The following is an 18,451-nucleotide window of genomic DNA, read 5'->3' as shown; positions in this document are numbered from 1 at the left end:
GAATAAGCGAAACAAAAAAGTTTAATATTTTCTTGCAAACCTATTGACAGTAGCAAAAATGTTTAGTATTATGAATTAAGCAAAAACGCTTAGAAAGAGAAAGGAGAGGTTGTATGGACAATAAATTTATCCGTGTGGACGAGGTGGCGCAAGAGCTTTCCATATCGAAGCCTTACGCCTACAAGCTCATTAAAAAGTTGAATGACGAGCTGAAGGAGCAGGGATTTATCACGATTGCAGGGAGAGTCAACCGCCAGTATTTCCAAGAAAGGTTTTACGGGGCAGGAGAAAAACAGGGAAGGGAGATGGAATAAATGCCAGTATTTAAGAACGAGGGCAACGGCACATGGTATGTGATGGCTCGGTATGTGAACTGGAAAGGAGAACGGAAACAGAAGTGTAAGCGTGGATTTGCCACAAAACGGGAGGCGCAGGAGTGGGAACGGAAGTTCCAGTTACAAAATTCCGCTGACCTTGACATGGACTTTGAAGCCTTTACGGAGCTTTATGCGAATGATGTCAAGAACCGACTGAAAGAGAACACTTGGCTGACAAAGGAGCATATCATTCGGACGAAGATTCTCCCATATTTTGGAAAGATGAAAATTAGCGGGATTGGCACAAAGGAAATCATTGCATGGCAGAATGAGCTGCTTGCCTACCGTGATGAAAAACGTAATCCCTATTCGCAGACGTATCTGAAAACAGTTCACAATCAGCTTTCAGCGATATTCAACCATGCGGTACGGTATTATGACCTCCGCTCCAATCCTGCGGCAAAGGCGGGCAATATGGGGAGCGAGGAACACAAAGAAATGCTGTTCTGGACGAAAGAGGAATATAAGAGGTTTGCGGATGAAATGATGGACAAGCCAGTTTCCTATTATGCGTTCCAGATGCTTTACTGGTGCGGAATCCGAGAGGGAGAATTATTAGCTTTAACCGCCGCTGATTTCAATTTTGATAAGGAAACGGTCACGATTAACAAATCCTACCAACGCCTGCATGGGGAGGATTTGATTACCTCTCCGAAAACGAAAAAGAGCAACCGCACAATTAAGATGCCGAAGTTTCTCTGTGAGGAAATGCAGGAATATATTGGTATGCTGTATGGTTTACAGAAAAAAGACCGTATCTTTACAATAACAAAGAGCTATCTTCATCACGAGATGGACAGGGGCGCAAGAGCCGCAGGGGTGAAACGCATACGGATTCACGATTTGCGCCACAGCCATATCAGTTTATTGATTGACATGGGTTTCTCGGCGGTGGCGATTGCTGACCGAGTGGGGCATGAGAGCATTGAAATCACTTACCGCTATGCACACCTGTTTCCATCAAAGCAGACAGAGATGGCAGACAGGCTTGACGATTTAGGGAAGGGGGATTTTTGATATGTCGGCAAAGAATTTAGACAACTGCAATCGTTGGAGGAACAAGACCGTCGCCTTTCGGGTATCCCCCGAAGAAAATGAGCGGATTGACAAAGCGGTGCGGCTTTCGGGGCTTACCAAGCAGGACTATATTACAAGGCGGCTCTTATGCCAAGACGTGGTTGTGCAGGGCAATCCGAGGGTGTATAAGGCACTCCGCAATGAGCTTTCCGCCGTCCTTGCAGAATTGCAGAGGATTGAAGCGGGTGGCGTAAATGAAGAATTGCTTGACACAATCGAACTGATTGCGGTTATCCTCGGCGGTCTGAAAGGAGAAAGTGAAGATGGCGAATAAAAAAGAAGTGACTGCCCCGAATGTATCTGTTGGCGCAGATACGGAGCAGCCAATTCAAAAATGTAGTATTAACAGTATAACCCCAAAAAACGCAAAATTCAATATTTTCGTAGAAAAAGGCGGTGGTTGCAATGGCTGAGCTTAAAATTTTGAACATGGACGAGATACCTGCAACCGAGGTCGGGTGGCTTTGGTATCCGTATATTCCGTATGGAAAGATAACCATTGTCCACGGAGACCCCGGCGACGGAAAGACAATGATGATTTTACAGTTAGCTTCTATCTTATCGAGGGGAGATAAACTGCCTTGTGATGATACGGAGCGTGAGCCGATAAGGGTTATTTACCAAACCGCAGAGGATGGGCTTGGCGACACAATTAAGCCCCGCCTGCTTGCAGCCAATGCCGACTGTACGCAAATCAAGGTAATTGACGAGTCGGAAGCCGCACTTTCAATGCTTGATGAAAGAATTGAACAGGCAATTATTGAAACAGGCGCAAAGGTAATTATTTTAGACCCTGTGCAAGCGTATATCGGCGCACAAATTGATATGAACAGTGTTAGCGCCAATGATAAAATGTAAGAAAACGCCGAAGAAAAAATGTAGATTTATGGCGGAGAGAAAGAAAAAAAGATAGACTCCTGATAGGACGAAAAATGTCCGGGAAAGGAGTCGGAAATGAGAGGAGAAAGCTGGATGGACATACGAAGTGACAGACAAAAAGGAATGAGCTATGTGGAGCTTGGGAAAAGATACCACATGGATCCCCGGACAGCAAAGAGGTATGCACAGTCACCACAGAAGCCGGAGTACACACTGACACAGCCAAAGCCAACAAAACTGGATGCCTACAAGCAGCAGATAGACCAATGGCTGGAAGAAGCGCCCTATTCTGCGGTACGGATACTGGAGAAACTGCAGGAACAGGGATTTGACGGAAAATACAGCATCGTGAAGGAATACGTCCGGGGGAAGAAAATGGACCTGGATGAAAAAGCAACGGTGCGGTTTGAAACCATGCCGGGAAAACAGGGGCAGATGGACTGGGGCTTTTTTGAGGACCATCTGGTATACGAAGACGGGAAATGGAAGAAACTGTACTGTTTCCTTATGATACTGGGATATTCGCGGATGCGTTATATCGAATTTGTGACGGACATGAGCACAAATACACTAATCCGGTGCCATCAGAACGCGTCCCGGTATTTTGGAGGTTATCCGGAGGAGATACTCTATGACAACATGAAACAGGTGGTCATCAAACGCCTTTTAAAACAGGAAGATTCCACGCTGAACCGGCAGTTTGAAGATTTTGCAGGCTTCTACGGCTTCAAACCGGTTTTGTGCCGCCCCTATAGAGGACAGACAAAAGGCAAGGTGGAACGGACGGTGCAGTTTGTACGGGACAATTTCATGGTTGGAATCAAATACGAGAGTCTTTCAGACCTCAATGGCCAGGCGCAGGCCTGGTGCAACAAGATCAATGGAAAAGTTCACGCCACCACCAATGAAATCCCCTTTGAACGTCTGAAAGCGGAACGGTTAAACCCTCTGTGCCGGGAGTACATCATGGACAAAATCAACCTGCGCCGGGTACAAAAAGACTGCCTCATCTCCTATGCCGGAAACCAGTACTCCGTGCCGGCGGAGTACATCGGCAAAGATGTGGCAGTCGTAGCCCTCGACAGTATGCTGGCTGCCTACTATGAGGGAAAGCAGATAGCTCTGCACCGGATATCGTATCAGAAAAAAGATATGGTTGTCAATCCGCAGCACTATAGGCGGCTCACTATGAAACAGACAATGGATGCAGAAAATATACTTTTGGAACAGGACAAGGTCATTGATTTTCCCCTGAAATCTTCTGACCTGTCCAGATATGACGAGGTGCTGTATGAATGAATTGACCATGGACAGGCTGAAAGAGAATCTGGAAAGCCTCAAGATGAAGAACACTCTGGAGATTCTGGACAACTACCTGGAACGGGCGGTGGCGGAGAAATTAAATGTCGTGGATGTTTTGGATCACATTTTTGCTGAAGAAGCGAAATCCAAGCGCAGACGCGCATATGAGAAACAGATTCAGATGTCCGGTTTCCCCATTAAAAAGACTCTGGACGACTTTGATTTTTCTTTCCAGCCCTCTATTGATAAACGCCAGATCGATGAACTGGCAACCATGCGTTTTCTGGAAAACGGGGAAAATGTAGTCTTTCTGGGGCCGCCGGGAGTGGGAAAGACGCATCTTGCCTCAGCCCTTGGGCTTGTAGCTGCAAGACACAGGTTTTCAACCTACTACATCAACTGTCACCAGCTCATTGAACAGCTCAAGAAAGCCCACTTTGAGAACCGGCTGCCGGACAGGCTCAAAATCCTGTCCAAGTACAGGATGCTTATCATTGATGAGATTGGATATCTCCCTATGGACATTCAGGGGGCCAACCTGTTTTTCCAGCTCATCGCAAGGCGGTATGAAAAGACATCCACGGTCTTTACCTCTAACAAGACTTTTTCGCAGTGGAATGAGGTGTTTGCTGATGTCACCATTGCCTCAGCCATTCTGGACCGTGTTCTGCATCACTGCACAGTAGTCAACATCAAAGGCGAATCATACAGGCTGAAAGAACGCAAGGAATTCATGCGTCAAAAGCAGCAGATCGTAAACACACTTTTTGAGCAGGGAAACACTTGAAAAGGTTACATGACTCCGCCGAAAAACTACAAAATATAATCGGCGTTTTCTTACATTTTTAATTCGGCGTTGACAGATTCCGATGCCGACCAGTTTTTGCTATTTGTAAACTTTTTTGAATCGTATTGTCTTTTCATTTGTTTTGTGTTATAGTGTTATGTATAATAGTATAACACTTAAAACAGCAAGAAGGTGAGATGGATTGAAACTAATTATTTCAAATGTATCAGGCATACCCATCTATGAGCAAATTAAGCAGCAGGTCAAGGCGGCGATCCTATCTGGAGAACTGAAAGAGGACGAAGCCTTACCTTCTCTCAGAACGCTGGCAAAAGATTTGAAAATCAGCGTTCTAACGGTTACACGGGCCTACACAGAATTAGAGCAAGAGGGATTCGTCAAAAATGTTCAGGGGCGCGGCTGCTTTGTCATGGGCCGTGGCTCTGAACTGATGAGAGAGCAGCTTATTTGTAAAGTGGAAAATGGGTTGACCGATGCAATCAAGGCGGCAAGAATCGCAGATCTTCCAAACGAAGAACTGCACCGTCTTTTAGATATTTTATTGGAGGCGAATAAAGATGACTAACTATTTAGAGGTGAAAAACCTGTCGAAATCCTTTGACAGTTTCCAGCTTCACAATATCAGCTTCACCTTGCCGAAAGGATATATTATGGGGCTGATCGGGCCAAACGGCTCCGGCAAGACAACCACCATCAAACTCATCCTGAATATGCTCAAGCGCAACGGCGGCGAAATCAAAATCATGGGGCTGGATAATATCGCTGACGAGCAGAAAGCAAAATCGGAACTTGGTGTTGTATTTGATACCAACTATTTCAGCGATGATTGGCAGGTAACACAGGTAGAAAAATCTATCTCCGTTTTCTATCCCAACTGGAAGTCGGAACGGTTTGCGGAGATGCTGCGGAAGTTTCACATCGCTCCCACCAAGAAAGTGAAAGAACTCTCAAAGGGGATGCAGATGAAGTTGATGCTGGCCTGTGCGTTCTCTTACGACGCAAAGCTGCTGATCCTGGACGAACCTACCAGTGGTCTCGATCCGGTTTCTAGAGATGAACTGCTGCAAATTCTCTCGGAGTATATTGAGGATGGAGAACACAGTGTTTTGTTCTCTACCCATATTACCGGAGATCTGGAACGCGCTGCGGACTATATTACTTATATCAGCTATGGAGAATTGTTTTTCAGCGGCAGCAAGGATGAATTTGTCGATATGTTCCGCATTGTCAAGGGAGGAACGGAAGAACTGTCTGCTGACCTGAAAGAAAAAGCGGTTGGTGTTCGCACATTCCCTACGGGCTTTGAGGCTCTGGTCAAGGCCGAAGATACGGGTGCTTTTTCCTCTTTGAGCATTGAACCGGCAACCATTGATGAAATTGTTGTATTCACGAGCAAGAAAGGTGACGATTATGAGTAACACATTGAAAGCAACAAAATTGGACTTTTCGCTGGTAAAGCCATATATCAAGGTGATTGGGTTTACCATGCTTCTTCCTATCGCTTTTGCGGCCATTAACCGTTCGATCCTGACAGGCGTTTCCTTTGCCATGTGCTTTATCGCTATGACCACAGGCTACACTTTCTCGGTAACGGAGAAAAACAGCATGGAGCGTTTGTATGGGATTTTACCAATCAAGAAAAGCGAAATGGTAACAGGACGGTATCTCTTTGTTCTTGCGCTGGGCGCGCTGGCTCTGGTGGTTTCTCTTATCACACAGCCGATTGTGCTGCGGGTAATGGGTGAAAGTGTTGGAGCATTTGATATGATTAGCGCAGCCATCGGTGGCCTGTTCCTGTTCGCCCTTTATACCGTATTTCAGATTCCGGGCTATTACAAATATGGAGCCATCAAAGGCCGTGTGTTCATGTATATTCCCGTGGCTGGATTTTTGGCGACCTTGTTTTTCCTGCCCAAGATGCCCGCAGACAATCCCATTGTGGCTACGGTTGTAAGTTCCCCGGTACTGCTGATCGGCCTTGTGCTTGTACTCGTCGCTGTCATGTACGCTGTGTCTATCTGGTTCTCTATTCGGATTATGGAAAACAAAGAAATGTGAGGTGAGCAATATGGATTTTACAATTTTAGCGGTAGTCCTTCTGATTGGCGTTGGTATTCCTGTCCGTAACAAGCTGATCCGTAAGTATCGGGAGGAAAAAAGAAAAAAGGATGATTCTGAAAAGAGGCGTTGAAGCTCTTTGAACGAGGGATAAAATGAAGCAAAAAATATTGATGATAGAAGATGACCCGTTGATACGAAATGAACTGGACACCCTGCTACAAAGTAACGGCTATGAAACAGCCGCGCCGGAGGATTTTGACAATGTAATTGACCAAATCAAGGCGGAACAGCCGCACTTGATTTTGCTGGACATCAAACTGCCGGGAACCAGCGGATTTTCCCTCTGCACTCAAATTCGCACCTTCTCCCAGGTGCCGATCATCTTTGTGACAAGCTGCAACACGGATATGGACGAACTCAACAGTATCATGCTGGGCGGCGACGCCTTTATTACGAAGCCATACCATACGGCCATCCTGCTGGCGAAGATTGCCTCCCTGCTCAAGCGGGCGTACCCGGTCCAGCAAAGCGAGCAAATGACCTGCGGGGGTGCGGTGCTGCGCTTGGAATCCAGCAGTCTGGACTATGACGGGCAGAGTGTGGAGCTGACCAAGAACGAACTGAAAATCCTCTATTACCTGTTCAAAAATGCGGGGAAAATTTGCGCCCGCGGAGATCTGGTAGAGTTTTTGTGGGACAACCAACTTTATGTGGATGACAACGCCTTGAGCGTCAACATCAACCGCATCCGGGAGAAATTGGCGGGCATTGGACTAACCGATTTTATTAAGACCAAGCACCGGCAAGGGTACATGATATGAATAGCAGACGATATTGGAAAAACAGAATCCCGTTTTTGCTAACCAACCTGATCTGCATGGTGGCCCTCATCGTGTTCCTGCTGGTGTGCGGTAACTCCATCTCGGTGGTGCTTCTGATTCTCGTGGTGTGGGCGGTGGTTCTGCTGTCGGGACTGTTCCTCACCTACTGGAAACGGAAACAGCAGATGCAAAAACTTTTAGATATGGCTGGATGGCTGTCGGAACGCTATCTTATTTCCGAAGTGATGGAGCTGCCGGAGCAGGCAGAGGATCAGGTGTACTACCAGCTTTTGAAAATGGCCGGGAAGTCTATGCTGGAGCAGATCGGGGAGGTTCGGCGGGAGCGCCTGGAATACAAGGAGTACATTGAGCAGTGGATTCACGAGATCAAGACGCCTATCACCGCCATGAAGCTGTTATGCGAAAATCACCGGACGGACTGGACAAAGGAACTTCTTCTGGAACTGGAAAAGACCAACCGCTTTACCGAACAGGCGCTCTACTATGCCCGCAGCGAACACACCGAGAAGGATTATTCCGTCCGGGAAATGTCCTTGTCCCAAGTGGTGCATCAGGCGATTGCGGACAACAAATACCTGCTGCTTCAGAGCGGGGTGCGGCTGGAAGTAGAGGAAATGGCGGATACGGTTTATTCCGATGAAAAATGGGTGCGGTTTATCCTGAACCAGCTGATTGCCAACGTAGTCAAGTATCGGTCCGGACAGCCGGTTCTCCGCTTTTCCACCCGCAGGCAGCAGGATCAGGTAATCCTCGTGGTGGAGGACAACGGCATCGGGATTTCTCCCGCCGACCTGCCGCGCGTCTTTGAGAAGGGGTTTACCGGGCAGAACGGGCGCATGGTCCAGCAGTCCACGGGCATCGGCCTGTACCTGTGCAAACGGCTCTGTGACAAGCTGGGCATCGGCATTGCGGCGGAATCATCGGGACAAGGAACCGCCATTTCCCTGGCGTTTCACATCAACTGTCTGATCCATGAAGTGCAGGGCTGATTGTAGTCCTGCACTTCTTACATTTTTGTTAGAACTTTGTAAGAAAACTTGATACAAACGCCGTTCGCACTATTTTACAATAGAGAGCAGAGGTGATAGTTATGAAAGAAGTATTGAAGCTGGAACATATCCAGAAATATTACGGTAACGGCGGGAATGTCACAAAAGCCATTCAGGACATCAGCTTTTCCGTGGAGGAAGGGGAATTTGTGGGGATCATGGGCGCGTCCGGCTCCGGCAAGACCACCCTGCTCAACTGCATTTCCACCATTGATACCGTCAGCGCGGGACATATCTATTTAGATGGAACCGATGTGACCGAAATCAACGAAAAGCAGATTGCCCGGTTCCGCCGGGAGAACCTGGGCTTTGTGTTTCAGGATTTTAACCTGCTGGACACCCTGACCATCTCCGAAAATATCGCCCTGGCGCTGACCATCAACAAGGTCCCCGCAGGCGAGATCGATGGTCGGGTGCGGGAAATAACCAGAAAGCTGAACATCACAGATATTCTGGACAAATACCCCTATCAGGTGTCCGGCGGCCAGAAGCAGCGGTGCGCCTGCGCCAGAGCCATCATCAACAATCCCAAGCTGATTCTGGCGGACGAACCCACCGGCGCACTGGACAGCCACTCATCCCAAATGCTACTCTCCACTATTCAGGGCATCAACGAAACCTTGGGGGCGACCATTCTTATGGTAACGCATGATGCCTTTTCCGCAAGCTATGCAAACCGTATTCTCTTTTTACGGGACGGTGCGATTTTCACGGAAATCCGCAAAGGCAGCGATTCTCGTAGGACTTTCTTTAACAAGATTTTGGATGTCCTCACCATGATGGGAGGGGGGAGTGAATGATGTACTCTAAACTGGCTTTTCGGAACATCCGCAGGAGCTTGCGGGATTATATCATCTACTTTGTAACGCTCACCCTGACGGCGGCGTTGATGTACTCCTTCCTGGCGCTGGGGTTCTCCCCGGATATTCTCGCCATGACGGAGAATATGTCCATGCTCACCTCCGGTATCCTGATGCTGTCGGTGCTGGTCGCGCTGCTGTCCTCCTTTGTTGTGGGATACGCCATCCGGTTTATGCTGGGCCAACGGAAAAAGGAGTTTGCCGCCTACGAACTGATGGGCATGGAAGTGAAAACGGTCCGAAACCTGTTTCTGGTGGAAAACAGCATCATCGGCGGAGCCGCCTTTTTGCTGGGGTCTCTGCTGGGAACCGCCATGTCAGGGTTACTGAATCAGGTAGTCCAGAATATTTTTGAAATTCCTCACCGCTATCAGGTCTTGTTCTCTCTCCGTGCGTTAGGGATGACCCTTTTCTTTTTCATCCTGATGTATGGATTTGGGATGCTGCGCGCGGCAAAGGTGATCCGGCGTAGGAAAGTGATTGACCTGCTTTATGATAATCAGAAGAATGAAGAAGCCGGGTTCCAGCCCTTGCATCGGAGCGTCCTGACCTGTCTGCTTTCCCTTGCCGCGATGGTGGCGGGAGTGATTTTGCTGGAAAAGGGATTGCACATTCAGACCAATGAAGCAATGCTGTATTGGGGTGGGGCCTGTCTACTGATCCTTGCGGGCGTTTATGAGTTGCACCGCAAAATCCCCATGCTGTTGTACCAACTGGCAAAACGAAACCCGCACCGGAAGTACCGGGAAGAAACGCTGTTTTTCCTGGGACAGATCGGCAGGCGCATCCAATCTTCCGGGCGGACAATGGCGGTGGTGGCGATCCTGCTGACCGTTTCCCTTGCGACCATGTTTGTGGGGATGACGATGGGTGCGGGCTATAAGGCCAACATGGAGGCGTATTACCCCTATGACGCCGGTGTAGCCATTGACGCGCCGCTGACCAAGGACAGCATGGATTCCGTCCGTTCCTTTGTAGAGGAACGCTGCGAAGTGGAGGACAGCGTAACCTATTACCTGTATGCGGTTCCCAATGAAACGATTGAAGCCTTGTCCTTGTCCGATTATAACCACCTGCGGGAGATTCTGGGGCTTTCCCCTGTGTCCATGAACAACAATGAATTTCTGGTTCACTGTGATACCTGGAACTATATGGACGGCATCCGGCAGGGCTTAGAGCAGAAGCCGGAGATCACGCTGAACGGCTGGACGCTGACGCCTGCCGAAACTCCGATTTTGACAGAGCCGATGGAGCAGTATCAGATGGCCGGAACAAAGGGATATGTTCTGGTTCTACCGGATGAAGTGGCTTCCCGGCTGTCCGGGGAGAAAATCCGTCTGGTGATGAAACTTGAGGATAGCGGATACCCGGAACTGAAAAACGAACTCAAGCAATTCCTGAACAGCGGTAAATGGCAGCCTGACATCCAGCCCGGACAGGAATTGCCGGAACGGGTGACGATGGGGGTAACAGTAAAGGCGTGGGGCGTTGCCAATTCGCTCACCGGATTCACAACACTTTCTTTCTGCGGCCTATATCTGAGCATTATTTTTATCATTCTTTCCTGTTCAGTGCTGGCCTTTGAGCAGCTTTCCGCTATTGACCGGAACCGGAAAAATTATGCGGTGATTGACCGGCTGGGCGTATCGGGCCGCAGGCAGGCTTCCCTCGTCCGCAGGGAACTGTCCACCGTGTTCCTGATCCCGCTGTTTTTCCCTATCGTTCTTACGGTTCTGCTGATTGTGGGGACGCAGTTCTTTTTCGGGGAAGCAATTTTGCAGGAAGGACTGGTGCTGTTTTATGGTCTGGTCACAATCCTGCTGTTCTGCGCGATATATCTGACCTATTTCGGCGCCACGATGTCCCTGTTCAAACGGGTTATTTTGCGGCCTGAAATGCACTGAATTTTGAATTTCTACAAAAATGAAGCAATTCGGGCTGTTTTTCTGTCGAAAGAAGTGGGCGTTAGGACAATTCTGCAACAATTCAGTTTTAGAATAAAAAAATAATAGTATTTGGATCAACTGCCATGCGGCGGTAAAGAAAAAAAGCCGTTACATAGCAGTTGTATTCATACGCCTATTTTATTTTGTGGCGGCTCTAAATTTGAGCCGCCGCTTCTTTTTGCTCAAAGGGTAACGACGACCCTACACCTTGCAATTTAGCATGGCGGCAACAGGAGGACGCCGCCATGCACGACAAAGTTTTTCGACATAAAACGACAATACCCGTCTTGTCAAAAAAAGCCTGAGTTTTGCCCGGGTACATTATGCCCCTCCACCGGCATTATCATGGCAGTATTTCCGGCATTATCATACTTTATTCTGCTGCGCCAATTTCCTTTTACGGGAGACTGGCGCTTTTGTTTGCTCTTTTTTAGAAAGGCATCCTGGACCTTACCATTGCCGGTCCCCACCTCCATTCGATTCACCCGTCAACCACGCCTGAATCGAAATGGAGGAAAACTATGGGATTTCACTATGGATACGAAAAAAGGAAGTTTGATACAGAATGGACCCGGCTGGAACAGGAATACCGTGCAGCCGGTATGGACGATAGGCAGATCGCGGCCATGAAGGAATATGACTGGACCTGGTTTTGCAGCCAGCGGGCCTATCTAAACCGCGTACAGGCCCTTCCCGGCGAACAGTGTGAGGACGAGAGCGAGCAGTCCTGCCTGTTCCGAAAATTTGAATCCCTGTCCTGCACCTGGGACACCGGCGATGTGGATTCCCGGCGGTTTGGCTGGCTGTCCTCCCTGGAGGATGAACTGCTGTACCGGCGGCTCTGCAAATTGCCGGAGGACGATCTGGAACTGCTGACCCTGCTCATTGTGGACGGATACCGGCAGGCTGATGTCGCAAGGCTGTGGAACTGTTCCCGGAGCGCAATCACACAGCGAATAAATAAAATCAAGATTTTTTTGAAAAAGGCTTAACAAATCGCCTTTCCCAATGCCTACACATTGAAGGGACAAGTCCTCTTGCCCCTCATTGCAGCTTGACAACTGAATATACGGCATAACAGGTACATAACCCGTATCGAAGCGGAAAAGGCGCGCCGCCAGGACGGTTGCTTGCAGGAGGTGATGACAGACAGGCAATCCGAGCGATCTACGTCCAGCCTTAAACCCGGAGATGGCGTTCCGGGCGCGATGATGGTGCGGGGGCTTAAAGATACTTCCTCACGGCCCGCCAAAGACTTGGGGGGAACCCTGCGGCGCACGAGAAAAACGGCGCTGCGGAGTTATGACAGCTCTGCCGGGAGCGGCCTGTTATGTCCCCATCGTCAGGGGGCGTGGCAAATATGACGAACCATCCAAACAGAATTGCAGCAGCCGTACCGGACGGTATCCAGCGGCAACCGCCGCCCTTATCTTTCGATACGGCTGCTTTTTAACCATAGAGTAAAAACAATTTTTGAACGGAGGTGCGTCTTTATGACCAAACAGACAACCCCGACAAGCTCCTACAAAGAGGTGCGGATCGGGAAAACAATTTATCGCGTCACCAGCTTTTTTTCGGGAGAAAAGGACCTGGGAAAGACGCTGGAACAGCTGGCAGTCAGACGCGCCATGTCGGAAGCCATTCCAGCTGCCAGCGGTTCCAAATAACAGAAAGCCTCGCGGCCTGCCGTATCCTTGCGCGGCGGTGGATTCTCCGGTAAGATATTCATGCAGGGTAAAACCTGCGGAGCCATTTTGCCGCACGAGGTATGGATTCTGAGATGGTCGGGAGGTAAAAGAAAGATGATGGATACAACATACAACGTGGGCATCTACTGCCGGTTAAGTAACGACGATGAACGTGATGGGGAATCGGTCAGCATTGAGAACCAGAAATTGCTGCTTCAAAACTATGTCAGGCAGCGCGGCTGGAATGAGGTCGATGTCTATATCGACGACGGATACTCCGGCACGAACTTCAACCGTCCAGGCGTCAGGCGGTTAATCGAGGACGCAAAGGCCAAGCGGATCAATGTGATTCTGGTGAAGGACCTTTCCCGTTTTGGCCGCAACTACATCGAATTTGGGCAATATACGGATTACCTGTTCCCCTCTCTTGGATGCCGGTTCATCGCGCTGAACAACGGCATTGACACCATGAGTGACAACGGAAGCACCGATGTCATGTGCTTTTTGAACTTATTTAATGAGTTTTACAGCCGGGACACCAGCAAGAAGGTCAAGGCGGTCAAGAGGGCCTGTGCCGAAAACGGAAAATTCATGGGAACCTACCCCGCCTATGGCTACCGGCGCGACCCGCTGGATAAGCACCATCTGGTGATTGACGAGGAAACCGCGCCGGTTGTCCGCCGTATCTTTGAGATGCGGGCATCAGGCATGGGATTTCACGCCATCGCGGTGGCGCTCAATGAAGAAGGGATTCAGCCGCCCGGTGTGCTGTACTACCAGCGCAAGGGCCAGAGCGACCCCCGCAGGGTCAACCACAAGTGGGCCGACCAGACGGTAAAAAACATGGTCCGCAACGAGGTCTACATCGGGAACATGGTACAGGGCAAAAGCGGCACACTCTCCTATAAATCCCGCAAGCTCGTCAATAAATCGGAGGACGAGTGGATTCGGGTGGAGGGGACCCACGAGGCTATTATTTCGCGGGAACTGTGGGATACCGTAGCCAGCATCGGCAAAAAGAAGGTGCGGAAAAGCGCCCCGTCCGATGGCTGCAAGAGTATCTTCACCGGACTTGTGTACTGCGCCGACTGCGGTTTCAAAATGCGGAACCATATCGAAAAATTCACCTATAAGGACGGCAGGCCGGGACGGTACAGCTCTTTCATCTGCGGCAACTACTCCCGCAGCGGAAGGGGCGCGTGTACCATCCACACCATCTATGAAACGGTGCTGACCCAGCTGGTATTGGAGGACATCCGGGAAAAGGCCCGCTTTGCGGAATATGACCCGGACCGGCTGATGGGCGAGATTCTCCGGCTGAAGGAGAAGGAATCCCACACCCGGCTTTTCTCCTATGAGCAGGAATTAAAATCCTCCTTAGCCCGTATTTCCGATTTGGAGCGCCTGATGCAGAATCTCTATGAGGACAAATGCACCGGCTCCATCCCGCAGACGGTATTTCAGACCCTGATGCAGAAATATGAGGCGGAACGGGCAGAAAAGGCGGAGGCAGTCCCGGAGCTGGAAAGGAAAGTCCGGGCGCACCTGGAAAACCAGGTGGATACCGACCGCTGGCTGGAAATTATCCGGCGCTATACCGAAATTTCGGAACTGGACGAAACCATTCTCTTTGAACTGGTAGACCGGATCGAGGTTGGCGATACCCAGAAGGTCAACGGGCAGCGGATTTGTGAGGTCAAGGTCTACTACCGCTATGTCGGGAATGTGGATGGGGCGCTGGCACAGGAAAGGGGGCAGGATTATGGCGAAGCAATATAAAGTCGGTATCTACTGCCGCCTGAGTGTGGATGACGCCTCCAATTCCGCAAAAGCGAAGGGCTATATCCCCAGCGATGAATCGGTGAGCATTGAGAACCAATATGAAATCCTCTCCAAATTCGTCATGCTGAACGGCTGGATTGAGGTCAAGACTTATCAGGACGATGGGTACAGCGGCGGCAATTTTCAGCGGCCCGGATTTTTGGAAATGCTGGAGGACGCAAGGCATGGCCTGATTAACCTGATTCTGGTAAAGGACCTTTCCCGCCTGGGCAGGGATTTTGTGGAGGTGGGCCGTTATACGGACGTCATTTTCCCTTCCCTCGGATGCCGGTTCGTATCGGTTCTGGACTGCCTGGACAGCGAGGGGGACAACACCGATATGCTGCACTTCCGCAGTCTGATGAATGACTACCATCTCAAGGACCTGTCCAGCAAGGTCAAGTCAGTGCTTCATGCCAAGAAGAAAAGCGGCCAGTATCTTGCCGCCTACGCTCCCTACGGATACCGCAAGAGCGAGGAGGACAGACACAAGCTGGTGATTGACGGGGAATCCGCCGCTGTTGTGCGGCAGATATTCCAGATGCGTCAGTCCGGCATGGCCTATGGGAAAATCGCCGCCGCCCTGAATGAGAAAGGGATTCTCCCTCCCCGCTGGTACTGGGCGGTCCATTACGGAAATGGCAGCTGCAAGTATTCGCGGCTGTGGGCTTACGCAACCGTCCGAAGCCTTCTGAACGATGATGTTTATGCCGGTACGCTCACACAGAACTGCACCGGTTCCCGTTCCTATAAGGATAAGACCATGATAAGGAAACCGGAATCGGAATGGATTTCCCATGAGGGCGCGCACGAGGCAATTATCGGGCCGGAGCTGTGGGAGGCTGTCCAGAAAATCAATCAGGCGGCGAAACAGATTTCCGCTAACAATACGCCGCCCCAAGCATCTCTGTTTACCGGAAAGCTGGTCTGCGCGGACTGCGGGCATCCTCTGGTTGCCGCCCGCGAAACACAGCGCCGGAAAAATGGCACTGTCAAGCACTATACTTCTTATTTCTGCTCCCGGTTTGCCACTACCGGACACAGCATCTGCTCCTGGCACCGGATTTTTGAGATCAGCCTGAAAAACCTGGTGCTGAGTGAAATCCGGGCGCATGGCAAAGCGGTTGCAGCCGATGAAGCCGCTGTACTGGATAAGCTGAAACAGCACATACAATCCGCAAGCGCCGCGCAACAAGAGGACTGCCGACAGGAAATCAGCCGTTTGCGGCGGCGTTTGGAGGAGCTGGAACAGATCACCGCAAAACTTTATGAAGATAAGGTAAGCGGGGCAATCAGCGGCGATTCCTTCTCGGTTCTGATTCAAAAGAACGAGCAGGAACGCATCCAGAAATCGGAACGCCTGGACAGCCTGTTAGCCGGGGAACGGAAAGCCCAGCAGGACATCGCCAATATCCACCAGTGGGCCGGAACCATCCGGCAGTATCTGGACTTGCAGGAACTGAACCGGGAAATCATTGAGGAACTGATTGACCGCATTGAAGTTGGAGAACGAACCGTCATAGACGGTCAAAGACACCAGGACATTAAAATTTACTACCGCTTTGTTGGGCTGGTGTGATCGGGCAAAAAAAGCGCCTGACCGCATCAGCAGCCAGACGGAAACATTCTGTAACAGCAGCGATATTTGATTGTTGCACACTGATTTGTCGAATTGGAGAGAAATTAGCAGTTTACCCCTCCCAAATGCCTCGTGTTCTTCATCACATTTGTAATCGGGACGATAATACTGGAAACGCTGTCTGGGTTGAGATAGCTGTCCACATTTTCAGCAAGACTGATAAAGCGGACACCCATCTGAACAAACAGGTTATCAATCAGACTTCCCGCATCGCTGTAATTTCTTGCAAAACGGGAAAGGTCTTTTACTACCACGCAGTTTATTTTCCCGCTCATTACATCGGAAAGAAGTCGCTGGAAATTCTCCCGGTTGGCATCCGTTCCCGTGTGCCCATCGTCTACATATTCGGAAACACTTTCAAATTCTCCGATATGCTTCTGGTAAAAGTCATTGAGCAGATCACGCTGGTTGATGACGCTGTTGCTGTCGTCCTTTCCCTTTTTCAAGTCCTCCTTGGAAAGCCGGATGTATTCGCCCAACCGCCAGCGGCGGACGGTATAAGAGGGAGAGAAACTCTGTTGCAATCCTCTGTTTTTTGTTCGTGCCATTGTTCCTCCTTCCCTATCACATTACATCTATATTATACCTCTGCCCGGGCGGGACAACAAGGATGCCTCCGCCTCGGGACACTTTGTCTCGAAGTAAAAACGGGCCATAACCGCAGTTACAGCCCGCTTTTTTGCCGGAGCAGGAAGTCCGTTAGTATGTCCTGCAAGGACGGCCCGCTTTCCGCAAATTCAATTTTTACACCGATCCCACCGATGCAAAAGCAGTATGGATTTTCTACCGCCTGCAAAAACAGAGCGATCCGCTCCTCCTGGGGGAGAGAGGTGTCAAAGGCCATGCCACTCACATCCGGCAGGGACTCGGGAGCCACTGCGCCGATGTCAACGCTTTTCATTTGTTCCAGTTCCTTTGCCGTTAATCTCACGGTAAAATCTCCTTATCAAAAATAGGATACGCCTCCCGCATATCGTGGGGAAACGCAAGAGGGCAACACCCAAACGATGCTACCCTCTTGTCTTGCTCCACATTGGGACACAATGTCTCGAAGTCAGAAAAGGCTTTTTTGATAGTGGGCTTCGGCCTCCTCCAGAGAAACGAAGTCAAATAGCTCATGGAGCTCGGCCATCATACGGCGGATGTCATCGCCAGCAAAGCCGCAGTTTTCCATCGCCATAATCACATAACCACGGCAGGCTCCGTTGCTCCACGGCTGGGATAACAGGGCCGCCAATTCTGCGGGATCATAGTTCATAGACTGTACCTCGCTTTCCTAAAATTAAGGGATCGCCGCCCACATTTTCTTGACCTGTCCAAAGACAACAACTCTCGGAACGGCGATCCCGCACAGATTAGAGGGCGGCCCGGAGGGACAGGCGGCCAGCCTGTCCTATGCCGGATCGTGGCCGTGGGTTGGCCCGGCCCAGTTGCGGTGTTGGTGTTGTTCGCTCGTTCTTCCGAAGAAAAAGTCACAGCGCACCCACCGACCGGCTCCCCGGACTATGCCCGGGGCCGCCGCTGTTTATCTGCGGAAAGAAGAATATCTCCTTTCATAAACCGAGACATTTTTTCATCATTTCCAAGTGGGGAAAATGAAAAAATCAAAAAGTTTTTTTCATGCGCTCAAGCCCACGCTTGATCGACTGGCGGACAGACTCCTCATGTACGCCCTCGGCCTCGGCAATTTCCTTGATGCTCTTTCCGAGAATGATGTGGGCATCAATCCTGCGGCCCTGGATCTCCGGCAAAGAGTTGAGTGCGTTCCACAGACGGATAAACAGCTCCATGCGCTCCAGAAGCTCCTGGGGCGTTGGCTCGTGCAGGCAGGCGGAATATTCGATCCCGTCATCGCAGTCCAGAGAATACTGCGCCTTATGCCGGGAGAGCCGCCGCTGGTAGGCCATTTCGTGCCGGGCATCGGCCACAAATACTTCGGCTATCTCGTCAGAAACCTCGATAAACTGATCCTGTGTGTACCAATAATAAAAATCCTTCAGATTGATTGTAGTCATAAATAAACCTCCGTTTCGGTGTTGGGTGGATGAGTGACCGAAACGGGGCTCGGCGGAGAGCGGCATCCCGGGGAGCCGCCCCGCACC

General features: G+C 50.2%; 21 protein-coding genes and 2 pseudogenes. 19 read left to right on the top strand and 4 right to left on the bottom strand.

The window, feature by feature from the left end:
• Nucleotides 1-113 precede the first annotated feature (113 nt).
• The 19 genes and pseudogenes from AC6I2O_RS14970 (at nt 114) to AC6I2O_RS14880 (ending at nt 16,289) form a co-directional block, all read left to right on the top strand.
• Nucleotides 114-314, top strand: coding sequence for a helix-turn-helix transcriptional regulator (locus AC6I2O_RS14970; protein WP_120390802.1), 201 nt, complete (start codon nt 114-116; stop codon nt 312-314).
• Nucleotides 315-1,394: a site-specific integrase gene (locus tag AC6I2O_RS14965; protein WP_120390801.1), complete on the top strand. Its 1,080-nt coding sequence runs from the start codon at nt 315-317 to the stop codon at nt 1,392-1,394.
• Between the two features lies 1 nt (nt 1,395).
• Entirely contained in the window at nt 1,396-1,728 is a 333-nt protein-coding gene (locus AC6I2O_RS14960) for a plasmid mobilization protein (protein ID WP_120390800.1), read from the top strand.
• Nucleotides 1,718-1,867 carry a hypothetical protein gene (locus AC6I2O_RS14955; RefSeq protein WP_497743098.1) on the top strand — a complete coding sequence of 50 codons (150 nt, stop codon included), beginning with the start codon at nt 1,718-1,720 and terminating at the stop codon, nt 1,865-1,867. The genes AC6I2O_RS14960 and AC6I2O_RS14955 overlap by 11 nt, the downstream gene beginning before the upstream one ends.
• Nucleotides 1,860-2,285: pseudogene (locus tag AC6I2O_RS14950) on the top strand (AAA family ATPase); the annotation flags it as partial. The gene AC6I2O_RS14955 and the pseudogene AC6I2O_RS14950, both read left to right, overlap by 8 nt.
• A gap of 141 nt (nt 2,286-2,426) precedes the next feature.
• Nucleotides 2,427-3,632 carry an IS21 family transposase gene (gene istA / locus AC6I2O_RS14945; protein ID WP_497743096.1) on the top strand — a complete coding sequence of 402 codons (1,206 nt, stop codon included), beginning with the start codon at nt 2,427-2,429 and terminating at the stop codon, nt 3,630-3,632.
• Nucleotides 3,625-4,422, top strand: coding sequence for an IS21-like element helper ATPase IstB (gene istB, locus AC6I2O_RS14940; RefSeq protein ID WP_120393878.1), 798 nt, complete (start codon nt 3,625-3,627; stop codon nt 4,420-4,422). Before istA ends, istB begins: the two co-directional genes overlap by 8 nt.
• Before the next feature lie 202 nt (nt 4,423-4,624).
• Nucleotides 4,625-5,008 carry a GntR family transcriptional regulator gene (locus AC6I2O_RS14935; RefSeq protein ID WP_004074184.1) on the top strand — a complete coding sequence of 128 codons (384 nt, stop codon included), beginning with the start codon at nt 4,625-4,627 and terminating at the stop codon, nt 5,006-5,008.
• Nucleotides 5,001-5,861 (top strand): ABC transporter ATP-binding protein, encoded by an 861-nt coding sequence (locus tag AC6I2O_RS14930; RefSeq protein ID WP_016307573.1) that lies wholly within the window; start codon nt 5,001-5,003, stop codon nt 5,859-5,861. The genes AC6I2O_RS14935 and AC6I2O_RS14930 overlap by 8 nt, the downstream gene beginning before the upstream one ends.
• Complete coding sequence (locus AC6I2O_RS14925; protein WP_004075245.1) at nt 5,854-6,501, top strand: ABC-2 transporter permease; 648 nt, start codon at nt 5,854-5,856, stop codon at nt 6,499-6,501. Before AC6I2O_RS14930 ends, AC6I2O_RS14925 begins: the two co-directional genes overlap by 8 nt.
• Before the next feature lie 10 nt (nt 6,502-6,511).
• Nucleotides 6,512-6,634 carry a hypothetical protein gene (locus tag AC6I2O_RS14920; RefSeq protein ID WP_004075246.1) on the top strand — a complete coding sequence of 41 codons (123 nt, stop codon included), beginning with the start codon at nt 6,512-6,514 and terminating at the stop codon, nt 6,632-6,634.
• 22 nt (nt 6,635-6,656) lie between these two features.
• Nucleotides 6,657-7,325, top strand: coding sequence for a response regulator transcription factor (locus AC6I2O_RS14915; protein WP_016307574.1), 669 nt, complete (start codon nt 6,657-6,659; stop codon nt 7,323-7,325).
• A complete protein-coding gene (locus tag AC6I2O_RS14910; RefSeq protein WP_016307575.1) occupies nt 7,322-8,335 on the top strand; it encodes a sensor histidine kinase in 1,014 nt (337 codons plus the stop codon). The genes AC6I2O_RS14915 and AC6I2O_RS14910 overlap by 4 nt, the downstream gene beginning before the upstream one ends.
• A gap of 101 nt (nt 8,336-8,436) precedes the next feature.
• Nucleotides 8,437-9,195 (top strand): ABC transporter ATP-binding protein, encoded by a 759-nt coding sequence (locus AC6I2O_RS14905; RefSeq protein WP_120393677.1) that lies wholly within the window; start codon nt 8,437-8,439, stop codon nt 9,193-9,195.
• Nucleotides 9,192-11,159: an ABC transporter permease gene (locus AC6I2O_RS14900; RefSeq protein ID WP_004075255.1), complete on the top strand. Its 1,968-nt coding sequence runs from the start codon at nt 9,192-9,194 to the stop codon at nt 11,157-11,159. Before AC6I2O_RS14905 ends, AC6I2O_RS14900 begins: the two co-directional genes overlap by 4 nt.
• Nucleotides 11,160-11,722: 563 nt before the next feature.
• The gene (locus AC6I2O_RS14895; protein WP_103242681.1) at nt 11,723-12,193 is read left to right on the top strand and encodes a sigma factor-like helix-turn-helix DNA-binding protein; all 471 of its coding nucleotides are present in this window, start codon (nt 11,723-11,725) and stop codon (nt 12,191-12,193) included.
• 501 nt (nt 12,194-12,694) lie between these two features.
• A complete protein-coding gene (locus AC6I2O_RS14890) occupies nt 12,695-12,868 on the top strand; it encodes a hypothetical protein (RefSeq protein ID WP_002578908.1) in 174 nt (57 codons plus the stop codon).
• Between the two features lie 135 nt (nt 12,869-13,003).
• A complete protein-coding gene (locus AC6I2O_RS14885) occupies nt 13,004-14,668 on the top strand; it encodes a recombinase family protein (RefSeq protein WP_002578909.1) in 1,665 nt (554 codons plus the stop codon).
• Nucleotides 14,652-16,289, top strand: a complete 1,638-nt coding sequence (locus AC6I2O_RS14880; RefSeq protein WP_120393680.1) for a recombinase family protein — start codon at nt 14,652-14,654, stop codon at nt 16,287-16,289. The genes AC6I2O_RS14885 and AC6I2O_RS14880 overlap by 17 nt, the downstream gene beginning before the upstream one ends.
• Before the next feature lie 134 nt (nt 16,290-16,423).
• Here the strand turns inward: AC6I2O_RS14880 and AC6I2O_RS14875 are convergent.
• The 4 genes and pseudogenes from AC6I2O_RS14875 to AC6I2O_RS14860 form a co-directional block, all read right to left on the bottom strand.
• Nucleotides 16,424-16,897: pseudogene (locus AC6I2O_RS14875) on the bottom strand (recombinase family protein); the annotation flags it as partial.
• 116 nt (nt 16,898-17,013) lie between these two features.
• Nucleotides 17,014-17,280, bottom strand: coding sequence for a DUF6870 family protein (locus tag AC6I2O_RS14870; protein WP_497743090.1), 267 nt, complete (start codon nt 17,278-17,280; stop codon nt 17,014-17,016).
• 123 nt (nt 17,281-17,403) lie between these two features.
• Nucleotides 17,404-17,607, bottom strand: coding sequence for a hypothetical protein (locus tag AC6I2O_RS14865; protein WP_120393682.1), 204 nt, complete (start codon nt 17,605-17,607; stop codon nt 17,404-17,406).
• Nucleotides 17,608-17,953: 346 nt separating this feature from the next.
• Nucleotides 17,954-18,364 carry an RNA polymerase sigma factor gene (locus AC6I2O_RS14860; protein ID WP_120393683.1) on the bottom strand — a complete coding sequence of 137 codons (411 nt, stop codon included), beginning with the start codon at nt 18,362-18,364 and terminating at the stop codon, nt 17,954-17,956.
• Nucleotides 18,365-18,451: the final 87 nt, after the last annotated feature.

The sequence above is a fragment of the Blautia sp. St.27G3 genome (genome assembly GCF_059728505.1).
Note: the sequence above shows the minus strand (reverse complement) of the source record. Positions and strands in the feature narration are given on the sequence as shown.

Coding starts and splice junctions, on each gene's coding strand:
- AC6I2O_RS14970 (WP_120390802.1), top strand. CDS start 114: ATGGACAATAAATTTATCCGTGTGGACGAGGTGGCGCAAGAGCTTTCC.
- AC6I2O_RS14965 (WP_120390801.1), top strand. CDS start 315: ATGCCAGTATTTAAGAACGAGGGCAACGGCACATGGTATGTGATGGCT.
- AC6I2O_RS14960 (WP_120390800.1), top strand. CDS start 1,396: ATGTCGGCAAAGAATTTAGACAACTGCAATCGTTGGAGGAACAAGACC.
- AC6I2O_RS14955 (WP_497743098.1), top strand. CDS start 1,718: ATGGCGAATAAAAAAGAAGTGACTGCCCCGAATGTATCTGTTGGCGCA.
- istA (WP_497743096.1), top strand. CDS start 2,427: ATGGACATACGAAGTGACAGACAAAAAGGAATGAGCTATGTGGAGCTT.
- istB (WP_120393878.1), top strand. CDS start 3,625: ATGAATGAATTGACCATGGACAGGCTGAAAGAGAATCTGGAAAGCCTC.
- AC6I2O_RS14930 (WP_016307573.1), top strand. CDS start 5,001: ATGACTAACTATTTAGAGGTGAAAAACCTGTCGAAATCCTTTGACAGT.
- AC6I2O_RS14925 (WP_004075245.1), top strand. CDS start 5,854: ATGAGTAACACATTGAAAGCAACAAAATTGGACTTTTCGCTGGTAAAG.
- AC6I2O_RS14920 (WP_004075246.1), top strand. CDS start 6,512: ATGGATTTTACAATTTTAGCGGTAGTCCTTCTGATTGGCGTTGGTATT.
- AC6I2O_RS14915 (WP_016307574.1), top strand. CDS start 6,657: ATGAAGCAAAAAATATTGATGATAGAAGATGACCCGTTGATACGAAAT.
- AC6I2O_RS14910 (WP_016307575.1), top strand. CDS start 7,322: ATGAATAGCAGACGATATTGGAAAAACAGAATCCCGTTTTTGCTAACC.
- AC6I2O_RS14905 (WP_120393677.1), top strand. CDS start 8,437: ATGAAAGAAGTATTGAAGCTGGAACATATCCAGAAATATTACGGTAAC.
- AC6I2O_RS14900 (WP_004075255.1), top strand. CDS start 9,192: ATGATGTACTCTAAACTGGCTTTTCGGAACATCCGCAGGAGCTTGCGG.
- AC6I2O_RS14895 (WP_103242681.1), top strand. CDS start 11,723: ATGGGATTTCACTATGGATACGAAAAAAGGAAGTTTGATACAGAATGG.
- AC6I2O_RS14890 (WP_002578908.1), top strand. CDS start 12,695: ATGACCAAACAGACAACCCCGACAAGCTCCTACAAAGAGGTGCGGATC.
- AC6I2O_RS14885 (WP_002578909.1), top strand. CDS start 13,004: ATGATGGATACAACATACAACGTGGGCATCTACTGCCGGTTAAGTAAC.
- AC6I2O_RS14880 (WP_120393680.1), top strand. CDS start 14,652: ATGGCGAAGCAATATAAAGTCGGTATCTACTGCCGCCTGAGTGTGGAT.
- AC6I2O_RS14865 (WP_120393682.1), bottom strand. CDS start 17,607: ATGAACTATGATCCCGCAGAATTGGCGGCCCTGTTATCCCAGCCGTGG.
- AC6I2O_RS14860 (WP_120393683.1), bottom strand. CDS start 18,364: ATGACTACAATCAATCTGAAGGATTTTTATTATTGGTACACACAGGAT.